The sequence below is a fragment of the Kitasatospora sp. NPDC001539 genome (assembly GCF_040298565.1).
Lineage (GTDB): Bacteria > Actinomycetota > Actinomycetes > Streptomycetales > Streptomycetaceae > Kitasatospora.
The window spans coordinates 71,276-83,332 of sequence record NZ_JBEPAK010000005.1 but is presented as its reverse complement, the minus strand read 5'-3'; the positions used below and the strand labels follow the sequence as shown (position 1 = coordinate 83,332).

The following is a 12,057-nucleotide window of genomic DNA, read 5'->3' as shown; positions in this document are numbered from 1 at the left end:
CCGCTCCCCGTGGACGGGAGCGGCCTGCGGCACGACAGCGGCGGTGCGCCGGTCGAACGAACCGGCGGCGGCCCTTACATCAGGGCGACGGCGAGCGCCTTGCGGGCCCGCATCGAGGCCCGCTCGGCCCGCTGCTTGAGCTTGCGGGCCCGGACGACCCGGCTGACGAGCCGTTGGTTCTCGGCCTCGTGCATCCTGTCTTGCATATGGGCACGGGCCAGGGATTCATGCAGGAGTTGCATCTCGAGGATCCTGTTCTGGGTCTGAAGTTCGGTGGTCTGCTCGGCGCGGACGGTCGGATCGATGGCGGCGGGGGTCATGTGGTGGTCCTGCTCGTGGTGCGTGCTCGGGAATGGGCGGGTGCGGGCGGCTGCGTCGGCCTTGGCGGCGGCGATCCGTACGGATCGGCGGAGGGCCGTGTCCAGCGGGGGCTGCTCTCCCCTGCGGACGGGCCTGGCGTGGTCGGCGGGGTTCACGCCATGACCTCGGTCTTGCGCGGACGGCCCCGCGGCCGCTTGCGGGCCACGACGACGCCCTGGACGAAGAGCTCGCCACCCCAGACGCCCCACGGCTCGCGCCGCTCGAGGGCGCCGGCCAGACAGGCGTCCTTCACCGGACAGGTGCCGCAGAGGGACTTCGCGTACTCGACGTCGGCGGGCGTCTCGGCGAAGAAGACCTCGGGGTCGAAGGCGCGGCACGGGATGGGGAGACCGAGTGCCTCGGCCTGCTCGATCGAGCTGATCTGCATGGAAGGAACCTCCGGAGGGTCGGCCTGGTCGGCCTTGGTGATCTGGCTTGTCGGCGGTACGGACGGGATGGGCGGCGTGATGACCGTGGACACTGTGGGCGTCTTCCTCGTCTTCTCAGTGGTTCCGGCCCAGTGGACTGGTGGTGCTGGGCCGGAGGCCCCGGAGGGCCTGGGTGGTCTTGCGTACCGGACAAAACAGAAGGGCCGCGGATCCCGGTGTGACGGGTTCCGCGGCCCTGGAGGTGCCGACCTGAGGCTGACTCAGGTTCGTTCTCTCCAGGGTTCAGGGCCGCGGAAGGCCCACATCCGGGTGGCCTCGGTGCCGATAAAGGCGGCCTTGGCCTGCTTGATCTGCTGCTCGTTCTGCTTCTGGGCGTTTCCGGCACCGATGACCTGCGCATAGCCGCCGTGCATGGCGGCGGCTACGGCCGCCTTCGGTGCCTGGATCGGTCGCTCGTCGCACATGGGACGCGACGTGCCGACCGACGCCCAGTCACGGGACAGACCGGTCTCGACGACGGTGCCTTCGACACTCCTGCCGCCCGCGAGGTGCAGATCCGCGATGCGCAGATCCGCGCCGTGCAGATCAGTGTGTCCAAGACCACTGACAGCGGAGGCGACGAAGACACCGGTGGCGTCGAGACCCAGACCGGTTCCACCGAGCTCGGCGAGCGCCCGCAGGCGGGCGGCACGCAGGGAGGCAGCGACAACGGTCTGGCCAGTCATTTTGGTGATCATGATGTTTCCCACTGTCTTCGCCTCCTCTCGGCGTCTCGCGGAGCCTGGTTCCCCTGGCTCCGAATGTTCGGATGTCTGTCTCGGTGTAGCTGTGGGGCGAGGGGAATCGGCACAGGTTTCACCCCGTGCGACCGCGTCCCCTTGACCGCTCCGGCAGGCTATTGCGCTCCCGGTATGCCGCGCAAACTATTTTTCGCGCGAGTTCCGCGATCGGATCGGCCGGCGGTTCGGGCGCGGTCCGCGGTGCGGCCCGCCGCACGTCGCCGCGCCGGCTTCGAAGTCCCCCGAGCAGTCCCCTGGACCGCGCCCGTGCCGGCTCACGCCGGATCGACCGGACCGTCGTCCTCGACGCCGTCCGGATCCTCCTCGGGCTCCTCCCCCGCACACAACGAGAGCACGGCGGCCCCGTACTTGTCCAGCTTCATGGCGCCCACCCCGGAGATCTGGGCCAGTTCCTGGCGGCTGGCGGGCACGTCCTCGGCGATCGCCATGAGCGTCGCGTCGGTGAACACCACGTAGGCCGGGGCGCCCTGCTTCCTGGCCTGCCGGGCCCGCCAGTCACGCAGCCGTTCGTACAGGCCCTCGTCCATCGTGGAGGGGCAGTCCTCGCAGCGGCGCAGCTTGCGTTCGACGGCCTCGGTGAGGACCTTGCCGCAGACCCGGCACTTGACCGGTCCGCGGGCCCGTCGGGCGGCCGAGCGCTCGCCGGTCTCGACGCTCCCCCGCGCGCCTCGCGCGCCGCTGCGCGCGCCCGGGATCCCCGAGCCGGGGCGCAGCCCGTCGAGGAAGCGGCTGGGTTTGCGGGAGGCGCGGCCACCCGGGGAGCGGGCGAGGGCCCAGGAGAGGCTGAGGTGTCGGCGGGCGCGGGTGACGCCGACGTAGAGGAGGCGGCGCTCCTCCTCGATCTGTTCGTCGGTCTTGGCGTAGATGATCGGCAGGGTGCCCTCGGTGAGGCCGACGAGGTAGACGGCATCCCATTCGAGGCCCTTGGCGGCGTGGAGGGAGGCGAGGGTGACGCCTTCGACGGCGGGGGCGTGCTGGGCGGCGGCGCGGGCGTCGAGTTCGGCGACGTAGGCGGCGAGGTCGGTGGTGCGGCCGTCGGCGGTGCGGGTCCGTTCGAACTCCTCGGCGAGCCGGACGAGGGCGGCGAGGGATTCCCAGCGGTCGCGGACGGCGCCGGAGCCGGCGGGGGGTTCGGGGGTGAAGCCGCGGGTGGCGAGGACGGCGCGGACCTGGCCGGCGAGGTCGGGGGTGCCGGCGGTGAGGGGGTCGGCGGCGGCGCGGGCGGCGCCGCGCAGCAGGATGCCGGCGTCGCGGACCTCGGGGCGTTCGAAGAACCGTTCGGCGCCCTTGAGCTGGTAGGGGACGCCGAGGTCGGCGAGGGCCTGTTCGTAGACCTCGGACTGGCCGTTGGTGCGGAAGAGGACGGCGATCTCGCTGGCGCGCACGCCGGTGGCGAGGAGGTCCTTGATGCGGCGGGCGGTGGTCTCGGCCTCGGTGGGTTCGTCCTCGTACTCGGTGTAGACGGGCTCGGGGCCGGCTTCCCGCTGGGAGACGAGTTCGAGGCGGTGGCGGGCGGCTTCGCCGCGGGCCTGGGCGAGGAGTCCGTTGGCGAGGTGGACGACCTGGGGGGTGGAGCGGTAGTCGCGGACGAGTTTGACGACGGTGGCCTGGGGGTGGCGGCTTCGGAAGCCGAGGAGGTAGTCGGGGGTGGCGCCGGTGAAGGAGTAGATGGTCTGGCTGGCGTCGCCGACGACGCAGAGGCTGGCGCCGCCGTCGGGGCCGGTCCACTGGTCGAGCAGGCGCTGCTGGAGGGGGGAGACGTCCTGGTACTCATCGACGGTGAAGTGCCGGTACTGGGAGCGGACCTGGTCGGCGATGTCGGGGCGGTCCTCCAGGATGGCGGCGGTGAGGAGCAGGACGTCCTCGAAGTCGATGCTGCCGCGGCGGGTCTTGGTCTCCTCGTAGACCCGGTAGACCTGGGCGGTCTCGGCGGGGTCGCGGGGGGCTTCGCGGCCGGATTTGGCGACGGCGGCGGGGTAGTCCTCGGGGGCGGTCTGGGTGACCTTGGCCCATTCGATCTCGGCGGTGAGGTCGCGCAGTTCGGTGCGCTGGACGCGCAGTCCGCAGCGGCCGGCGGCTTCGGCGACGAGTTGGACCTTGCGTTCGAGGAGCTGGGGCACCGGGCCGCCGACGGCTCGGGGCCAGAAGTACTGGAGCTGGCGCAGGGCGGCGGCGTGGAAGGTGCGGGCCTGGACGCCGTCGGCGCCGAGCTGGCGCAGGCGGCCGCGCATCTCGCCGGCGGCGCGGGCGGTGAAGGTGACGGCGAGGACCTGGGCGGGCTGGTAGACGCCGCTGCGCACGCCGTAGGCGATGCGGTGGGTGATGGCCCGGGTCTTGCCGGTGCCGGCGCCGGCGAGGACGCAGACGGGGCCGTGCAGGGCGGTGGCGACGGCGCGCTGTTCGGGGTCGAGCCCGGCGAGCACGGCGTCGGGGCCCGTGGCGGCGCCGGGGTCGGCCCAGGGGGAGCCGTGGGGGGCGTCGTACGGGTTGCCGCTCAAGAGGTCTTCCTGCATGCGTTCCATCTTCTCAGTCCGGTGGGACAGTCCGGGCGGGGTTGTCCACAGGCCCGGTGTGATCGCAGGATGATCGCTCTGCGTGCTGATCGATGGCATGCCGGAATGCCCGCCGCGCGGTGGACGTTCCGTTCGGAGACCGTGTGTCCCTCTCTTTCGAAGGAGCCCCCTCGATGTCCGGCAGCGTGACGATGTACAGCACGACCTGGTGTGGGTACTGCAACCGGCTCAAGAGCCAGCTGGACCGTGAAGGCATCGGCTACACCGAGATCAACATCGAGGAGGACCCGGCGTCGGCGGCCTTCGTGGAGTCGGTGAACGGCGGCAACCAGACGGTGCCGACGGTGCTGGTGCAGCCGGCGGGCGGCGGTGAGCAGGTCGTGATGACCAACCCGAGCCTGCTGCAGGTGAAGAAGGCGCTCGCGGCCTGATCCGCGCCGGACGGGCCCCGGTCGGCGCGGCGCACCCGGCGGACCCGGTCGGCCCGGCGCACCCGGTCGGCCCGGCGCACCCGGTCGGCGCGGCGCACCCGGTCGGCGCGCGCGGTCACGGCGCGTCGGCCCGGGCCGGGTCGACGGGTGCGGCGGGCGCGGGCAGCGTGGTGCGTGCGCCGAGGTCGCCGATGCCGTAGACGAGTCGGCTGCGGTCGGCGGAGTAGCGGGTCTCGATGACCCGGACGGGCCCGCGCCGGTCGTAGGTGACGCGGGTCTGCACCATGAGGGGGACGCCGGGGCCGCCCTGGAACCACTGGGCCTCCTCGGGGCCGGGCATCCGGGCGACGAGGTGGTCGACGGCGCCGATCTCGGTGCGGCCGAGCGCGGCGAGGACGGCCTCGTCGCCGCCGTCGACGGGGTCGGGTTCCATCAGCGGGGTGCCGGCGGCGAGTCCGGCCCGGTAGTGGCTCTCCTCGATGGAGTAGGGCTCGCGGTCGAGCAGTCGCAGTTGGCGGCGGACGACGATGGCCTCGCCGGGGCGCAGTCCGAGGCGTTCGGCGATGTCGACGCGGGCCCGGACGATCATCATCTCGAAGTCGGTGCTGAGCTCGCGTCCGGCGTCGGCGGCTTCGCCGAGGTAGACGTCGGAGGGGGCGGCGAGGCAGTCGCGCGGGGCGGCGGCGAGGGTGGGGCCGTAGGCGCGGTGGTCGAGGACGGGGTGTTCGCGCAGGTAGGTGCCCTTGCCCTGGAGGCGGACGAGCCGGCCTTCGTTGACGAGGACGTCGATGGCGAGGCGGACGGTGTTGCGCGCGACGCCGTACTGGCGTTCCAGTTCGCTCTCGACCGGGATGGCGGCGTCGGCGGTGAACTCGCCCTCGGCGATCCGGCGGCGCAGGTCGGCGGCGAGGCGCTGGTATTTGGGGGATTGGGCGGTGCCCCGGGGGATGGTCACCCGAGTGAATGTAGCGAGCGGGGTGACGCGTTTTCAGCCGTTTCCGGCAATGTCGTCCGGGCGGGTCGACGGTGCGGTTCCGGGCGTGTCGTGCGGTAGCAGAACTGGCCCGTCCGGCCACGAACAGTCGGTCGACGGCGGTTTCCGGAGAGGGGCGGGACGAAAGACAGGGGCGCGCGGCATAAGCCACGCGCCCCCTTTTGCGTGCAAGCGCCGGGAATCCGGACGGGATTACCAGCGCGCGCTCGCGGGCAGCGGTTCGCCGTACCAGAGTTCGACCAGGTGGCGGGCGATCGAGATGCCGGAGGGCGGCAGGATCTCGCCCGCGGCCATTCCGGCGCGCAGTTCCTCCCGGGAGAACCAGCGCGCCTCGGCGAGCTCCTCGCCGTCCACGGTGATCTCGGTGCCGCCGGGCAGCGCCTTGCCCATGAAGCCGAGCATCAGGCTGGACGGGAACGGCCAGGGCTGGCTGGCGACGTAGCGCACCTCGCCGACCCGCACCCCCGCCTCCTCCTGCACCTCGCGGGCCACCGCCTGCTCGAGCGACTCCCCCGGCTCGACGAAGCCGGCCAGGGTGGACCAGCGACCCTCCGGCCACAGGGCCTGGCGGCCGAGCAGGCAGCGGTCCTGCTCATCGGTGATCACCATGATCACCGCCGGGTCGGTGCGCGGGTAGTGCTCGGCCGCGCAGGAGGTGCAGCGCCGCACGTGCCCGGCGCCGGCCTTCTCCGTCGGGTGCCCGCAGCGCGAGCAGAAGCTGTGCAGCCGGTGCCAGTGCTCCAGCGCGACGGCGTGCACCAGCAGTCCGGAGTCCCGGTCGGACAGCAGGGCGCCGACCTCGCGCAGCCCGGCCGGGCGGGCGTCGCCGTCGAGGCGGCCGGGCAGGCTCTCGCCGGCCAGCGCGAAGTACGAGACGCCGTCCTCGTCGGTGCCGAGGAAGTACCGGTCACCGGTCTGCGGTGCCTCGAAGGAGGGCAGCAGCACGAGTTCGGTGCCCTGCGCGGTGTCGACGACGAAGGCCTCGCCGCCGGCGATGGGCAGCACCCGGGTGGCGGGGTGGCTCCACGCGGCCGCCAGCCACGGTTCGTCGAAGCGGTGCTCGGCCGCCCGGTCCACCCCGGACCTGGCCAGGGCCAGCGGGCGCTCGGTCTCAGGCACGGTGCTCAACTCGTTCCATCCCCATGTGGTGAATCATCCGGATGAGTGGTCTGACTGCCATGGTCCGGCGCGAGCGGACTCACGCGCCGGGCCGGAAGTTCTCGGCCAGGTCGCCCCACAGGTACGCGGCGGTCTCCACGCCCTTGGCCAGCAGGCCCAGTTCGACCTTCTCGTTGACCGAGTGCCAGCCGTCCGAGGGCACCGAGATGCCGAGGAACAGCACCGGCGCGCCCAGCACGTCCTGGAGGTCGGCGGCGGGGCCGGAGCCGCCCTCGCGGGTGAAGAGGATCTTCTGGCCGAAGGCGCGGCCCATCGCACGCACGGTGGACTGCAGTGCCGGGTGGTCCAGCGGGGTCAGGCACGGCCGGGTCGCGCCCGGGAAGACCAGCTCGTGGCGGATGCCCTCGGGCACCCGCTCGGCCACCCAGGCGCGCACCGCCTCGCGGACCTTCTCCACCTCCTGGCCGGCGACCAGCCGGAAGGACAGCTTCAGGTACGCCGAGGACGGCACGATGGTCTTGCCCCCGGGGCCGGTGTAGCCGCCCCAGATGCCGTTGACCTCGGCGGTCGGACGGGCCCAGATCCGCTCCAGGGTGGAGTAGCCGGCCTCGCCGCGGGTGCCGTACGACTTGGCGACGCGCAGCCACTGCTCCTCGTCGAAGGGCAGCTCGGCGAAGAGTTCGCGCTCCCGCTCGGTCAGCTCCACCACCCCGTCGTAGAAGCCCGGGATCGCGACCCGGCGGTCGTCGTCGTGCAGGGCCGCGGCCAGCTCGGCCGCGACCTGCGCCGGGTTGGGGACGGCGCCGCCGAAGGAGCCGGAGTGGATGTCGGTGTCCGGCCCGTACAGGTCGATCTGGGCGTCGGCCAGGCCCCGCATGCCGGTGCAGACGGTCGGCGTGGTCTCGGACCACATGCCGGTGTCGGAGATGACCACGACGTCGGCGGCCAGCCGGGCGGCCTCGCGCCGGACCAGGTCGGCGAAGTGCGGCGAGCCGGACTCCTCCTCGCCCTCGACCAGCAGCTTGAGGTTGACGGCCGGCGCGGTGCGGCCGGTGGCGGCCAGGTGGGCGCGCACGCCCAGGGTGTGGAAGAACACCTGGCCCTTGTCGTCGGCGGCGCCGCGGGCGTACAGCCGGTCGCCGACCACGGTCGGGGTGAACGGCTCGGTGTCCCAGCCGTCCTCCTCGGCGGCGGGCTGCACGTCGTGGTGCCCGTAGACCAGGACGGTCGGCGCGGACGAGTCCGCGGAGGGCCACTCGGCGAACACCGCCGGCAGGCCGTCCGTCTCCCACACCTCGGCGACCGGGAAGCCGGTCTCGCGCAGCTTGGCGGCCAGCCACTCGGCGGAGCGGCGCACGTCGCCGGCCCGGTCGGGGTCGGCGGAGACCGAGGGGATGGCCAGCCACTCGGACAGGTCCGCGAGGAAGGCGGCCTGGTGCTGGTCGATGAAGGAGCGGACGGCGCTGTCCGGGGTTCTCGTCATACCGACGACTGTAGTTCGCCCGTGCGGGTGCCCGCCCCGGGCGTCCGCCCAGGACCGCCCGCCGGGCCGGTGACCTCCGTCACCCCCGCCGCGGCACGGGCGTGGCGGGGGTGACGGAGGTGACGGGGCGACGGAGGTGCCCCGCCCCGGAAAGGCCGACCGGGGCGCGGCCCTCGGGCGGAACGGCCGACCGAGGCCCGGCCCCCAGACGGAACGGCCCCAGACGGAACGGCCCCAGGCGGAACGGCCCTCGGGCGGAGCGGCCCTCAGGCGGAGCGGCGCAGCATCGTGACCCGCGAGCGGGTGAGCACCGCCGCCAGGGCGGCCGCGAGCAGCGGGAGCACCACCACGGTGGCGGCGATGGTGGGCCACGGGAAGACCACGATCGCCTTGTTGGCGATCTCCTCGGGGCTCATGCCGGGGTAGGTGTTCGCCGCGCCCTCGACCTTGCGCAGCGCCACGCCCGGCACGATGCCGCAGACCACGCCGAGGACGGCGCCCATCGCGGCGATCACGCCGCACTGGAAGCCGGACAGCGAGCGCCGGATGCGGGGTTCGGCGCCCACCGCCGCGAGGGTGGTGAGGTCGCGCTGGGAGTCGGCGGCGGCCAGGCCGGTGGCGATGCCGGCGGCGCCGAGGGCGACCAGGGCGGCGAAGGCGGTCAGGCCCAGGCGGACGAGGTCGTCCTTCGACTGGTAGCCGCGTTCGATGGTGAGGACGTCGCGGTCGCTGATCTTGGCGAGCGCGCCGTCGGCCTTCTGCTGGGCGCTGTCGGAGGGTGCGGTGCCGGGCAGCCAGACCGAGCCGGCGGCGGCGGTGGCGAAGCCGAGCCTGGTGGCGGTGTCCGGGCTGACCACGGCCTCGGCCGGGGCCGGCACCGCGGCGGTGGCGAGGACGGCGTCGACGGCGATCTCGGTGCTGGCGGGCTTGTGGCCGGGGCTGCCCGACCGGTCCTGGTCGGCGGTGGTGTACCGGATGGCGACCTTGCCGTCCTTGAGGTAGCGGGCGTCGAAGACGACGGCCTTGCCGGCGGCGAGGGCCTTGCCGGCGGCCGGGTCGGTGACGCCGTAGAGGTTGCGCAGCAGGGTGGCGTCGCCGGCCGTCAGGGGGCTGTAGGGGCTGCCGGAGCGGCCGCGGGTCTGGCAGCGCTTGTCGGTCTCCAGGATCCGGTCGGCTTCGCCGGGGCCGTAGTCCTGGTCGCTGTCCTGGAGGGGGCAGCGGTCGGCCTTGGGCATCTCGACGCTGATGTAGCCGCAGTACTCCCCGTCGGCGCAGTCGCCCTTGGGGGAGACGCGTAGGACGTCGGCGCGCGGGCCGAGGTCGGGGATGCTGCGTTCGACGGTCTCGCGCATCTGGGGCAGCAGTTTGGCGTCGGGTCCGGCCAGCCAGCCGCTGCCGAGCAGCACGGCGCCGGAGGGGCCGTGGGCGACGTACTCGCGCCGGTACTGCTCGTCGTAGCTGGCGGTGTAGACGCCGACGGCGACGGAGCCGGCGACGGCGGCCATGACGGCGGCGACGGCGGGTGCGGTGCGGGCGCGGTGGCGCACGGAGTCGCGCAGGGCGAGCCGGGGGCCGAGCGAGAGCCAGCGTCCGAGCCGGCCGAAGAGGCTGACCAGGGTCGGGGTGAGGGCGACCATGCCGAGTTCGGCGAGGGCGGAGCCGCCGAGGACGGCGAGGCTGCGGTTGCCGACGCCGCTGGCACCGCCGAGCAGGGCGAGGGCGGCGCCGCCGCCGAGCATCAGCAGGCCGAGCAGGGCGAGCTTGCGGTTCGGCGGTTTGAGGGAGTCGCGGCCGGTGAGCGCGCTCACGACGTCCTGGCGGGAGGCCTGGACGGCGGGGACGACCGCCGCGAGCAGGCCGGTGACCAGGCCGACGAGGAGCACGCCGAGCAGGTCGAGCGGCTGGAGGTCGAAGTGGCCGAAGCGCCGGCCGGCGTACTCCTCGGCCTGGGTGCGCAGCAGGGCGACCAGGCCGACTCCGAGGCCGAGGCCGATCACGGCGCCGGTGACGCCGAGGACGATGCCGCCGCCGAGGACGACGCCGCGGACGTTGGCGCGGTCACCGCCGGCGGCGGCGAGCAGGCCGAGCTGCCGCCGGGAGCGCCGGGCCCCGACGGCGAAGGCGGGGCCCGCGAGGAGGACGATCTCCAGCAGGGCCATGCCGACGACGGTGGCGAGGATGACGACGCCGGTCCGGTTGAAGTAGGAGGACTGGTCGGTGCCGGAGCGCCGGTCCTGTTCGACGTAGTAGGGGACGTCGGCGCGGGCCGGGGGGTCGGTCAGGACGGCGCGGCTGGTGACGGTGAAGCCGTACTGGTTGAGTTCGACGACCTTGTGCCAGTCGATGCCGGTGCCGTCGGGGAGCTTGACCAGCCAGCGGGTGGGTTCCCCGGTGCCGGCGGCCTGGCCGCGGGTCGCGCCGGGGGTTTCGGCGAGTCGGCCGATCAGGGTGCCGGGAGGGGCGAGGAGTTCGGTGGCCTTGAGGTCGCCGGGGTACTCGTAGACGCCGGTGATGGTGAAGGGGGTGGCTTCCAGGCCGCGGACGGCGGTGCGGTCGCCGATCGCGAGGCCGGAGCGCTTGAGGAAGTCCGGGGTGACGGCGGCTTCGCGGTCGTTCGCGGGGGCCCGGCCCTGCACGAGGTTCAGCCGGCCGTTCCAGACCGGGTCGTTCAGGTCGGTTTCGCTGACGCGGGTGGAGAGCAGCCCTTCGGTGCTGGTGGCGGCGGTGTACGGGCCCTCGCGTTCGGGCACCAGGGTGGCGCCGGCGGGTAGGAGTTGCCGTGCCAGGTCGGCGGGTGGGGTGTCGAGGGCGCGCTGCTGCGCGGGGGTGTGCCGGGGGGTGGCGCCGTCCTTGGCCTTGTCCTGGGGGTTCTCGACGCTGAGGCCTTGCGCGGGGTCGGGCGCCTGTAGGACGGAGGCGCCGCGTTCGACCATCTCGAGTTCGCCGGCGGCGCGGCCCATGATGCGCACGGCCTGTTCGGCGGGCGAGAGTTCGGCGCTGCGGAAGACGACGTCGGCGCCGGTGACGCCGAGGACGGGCAGGGCGACCATGGCGATGACCAGGGCGCTGCGGCCCTTGGCGCGCAGGGCGTCGCGGCGGGCGATGCGCAGGGCGACCCGCCAGGCGCTGGGCTTCACTCGTCCACCTTCATGCTGTTGGTGGCCGCGCTGACGAGGAGGCTGGCGGCGTCCTGGCTGACGGATTCGTCGACCATGCGGCCGTCGCGCAGGAAGACGACGCGGTCGGCCCAGGCGGCGTGGCGGGCTTCGTGGGTGACCATCATGGCGGCGGCGCCGGCGTCGCAGCGGGCGCGCAGGACGGCGAGGACGGCTTCGCCGGTGGTGGAGTCGAGGGCGCCGGTGGGTTCGTCGGCGAGGACGAGGCGGCGCTCGCCGATGAGGGCGCGGGCGATGGCGACGCGTTGTTGTTGGCCGCCGGACATGTCGTCGGGGAAGCGGTCGGCGAGTTCGGCGATGCCGAGTTCCTGCAGGGCGGCGACGGCTTCCCGGCGGGCTGCCCGGGCGGAGACGCCGTCGAGTTCGCGGGGCAGGGCGATGTTCTCGGCGGCGGTGAGGGCGGGGATGAGGTTGTAGTCCTGGAAGACGTAGCCGACGGAGCGGCGGCGGACCCGGGCGAGCTTCTTGCGGGTGAGGTCGCCGAGGGCGGTGCCTTCGACCAGGACGCGGCCGCTGGTCGGGGTGTCGAGGCCGCCGGCGAGCGTGAGCAGGGTCGACTTGCCGGAGCCGGAGGGGCCCATGACGGCGACGAACTCGCCGGGGTGGACCTCGAGGTCGACGCCGCGCAGGGCGTGGACCTCGGCGGCGCCTTGGCCGTGGACGCGGGTGACGTTCTCCAGGTGCAGTACCGGTGTCGGCCGGGACTGTCGGGTGTGGGACACGGTTCCCCCCTTGTGCTGGGTGCGGGTCGGCGCCCGGGGGCGCCGGCCGGTGGTTCGGTGGGCTGGGCCG

The 12,057-nt window shown here is 73.7% G+C and carries 10 protein-coding genes; 1 reads left to right on the top strand and 9 read right to left on the bottom strand.

The window, feature by feature from the left end; translation table 11 throughout:
* Positions 1-74: 74 nt before the first annotated feature.
* From ABT247_RS02540 to ABT247_RS02525, 4 genes are all read right to left on the bottom strand, one after another.
* The gene (locus ABT247_RS02540) at positions 75-476 is read right to left on the bottom strand and encodes a putative WhiB-interacting protein (RefSeq protein ID WP_350736723.1); all 402 of its coding nucleotides are present in this window, start codon (positions 474-476) and stop codon (positions 75-77) included.
* Positions 473-841, bottom strand: a complete 369-nt coding sequence (locus tag ABT247_RS02535) for a WhiB family transcriptional regulator (protein WP_392894389.1) — start codon at positions 839-841, stop codon at positions 473-475. The genes ABT247_RS02540 and ABT247_RS02535 overlap by 4 nt, the downstream gene beginning before the upstream one ends.
* 168 nt (positions 842-1,009) lie before the next feature.
* Positions 1,010-1,498 (bottom strand): hypothetical protein, encoded by a 489-nt coding sequence (locus tag ABT247_RS02530; protein WP_350736721.1) that lies wholly within the window; start codon positions 1,496-1,498, stop codon positions 1,010-1,012.
* Between the two features lie 305 nt (positions 1,499-1,803).
* Entirely contained in the window at positions 1,804-4,071 is a 2,268-nt protein-coding gene (locus ABT247_RS02525) for an ATP-dependent DNA helicase UvrD2 (protein WP_392894387.1), read from the bottom strand.
* Between the two features lie 164 nt (positions 4,072-4,235).
* On the opposite strand from ABT247_RS02525, the gene ABT247_RS02520 reads away from it, so the two are divergent.
* Positions 4,236-4,493 (top strand): mycoredoxin, encoded by a 258-nt coding sequence (locus ABT247_RS02520; protein ID WP_350736718.1) that lies wholly within the window; start codon positions 4,236-4,238, stop codon positions 4,491-4,493.
* A 115-nt stretch (positions 4,494-4,608) separates the two neighbouring features.
* Here the strand turns inward: ABT247_RS02520 and ABT247_RS02515 are convergent, their stop codons facing one another.
* The 5 genes from ABT247_RS02515 to ABT247_RS02495 all read right to left on the bottom strand — a co-directional run bounded on the left by ABT247_RS02515 (position 4,609) and on the right by ABT247_RS02495 (position 11,987).
* On the bottom strand, positions 4,609-5,448 hold the full coding sequence (locus ABT247_RS02515; RefSeq protein ID WP_350736715.1) for a GntR family transcriptional regulator: 840 nt from the start codon (positions 5,446-5,448) through the stop codon (positions 4,609-4,611).
* A 231-nt stretch (positions 5,449-5,679) separates the two neighbouring features.
* Positions 5,680-6,615: an NAD(+) diphosphatase gene (gene nudC, locus ABT247_RS02510; RefSeq protein WP_350736713.1), complete on the bottom strand. Its 936-nt coding sequence runs from the start codon at positions 6,613-6,615 to the stop codon at positions 5,680-5,682.
* A gap of 70 nt (positions 6,616-6,685) precedes the next feature.
* Entirely contained in the window at positions 6,686-8,089 is a 1,404-nt protein-coding gene (locus tag ABT247_RS02505; protein ID WP_350736710.1) for a dipeptidase, read from the bottom strand.
* A gap of 266 nt (positions 8,090-8,355) precedes the next feature.
* Positions 8,356-11,226, bottom strand: a complete 2,871-nt coding sequence (locus ABT247_RS02500) for an FtsX-like permease family protein (RefSeq protein WP_350736707.1) — start codon at positions 11,224-11,226, stop codon at positions 8,356-8,358.
* Positions 11,223-11,987 carry an ABC transporter ATP-binding protein gene (locus ABT247_RS02495; protein WP_350736704.1) on the bottom strand — a complete coding sequence of 255 codons (765 nt, stop codon included), beginning with the start codon at positions 11,985-11,987 and terminating at the stop codon, positions 11,223-11,225. Before ABT247_RS02495 ends, ABT247_RS02500 begins: the two co-directional genes overlap by 4 nt.
* Between the last annotated feature and the right edge of the window lie 70 nt (positions 11,988-12,057).

Bases quoted from the DNA above. Each gene is read 5' to 3' on its own strand.
- ABT247_RS02525 (WP_392894387.1), bottom strand. From the start codon at position 4,071: ATGGAACGCATGCAGGAAGACCTCTTGAGCGGCAACCCGTACGACGCC.
- ABT247_RS02520 (WP_350736718.1), top strand. From the start codon at position 4,236: ATGTCCGGCAGCGTGACGATGTACAGCACGACCTGGTGTGGGTACTGC.
- ABT247_RS02505 (WP_350736710.1), bottom strand. From the start codon at position 8,089: ATGACGAGAACCCCGGACAGCGCCGTCCGCTCCTTCATCGACCAGCAC.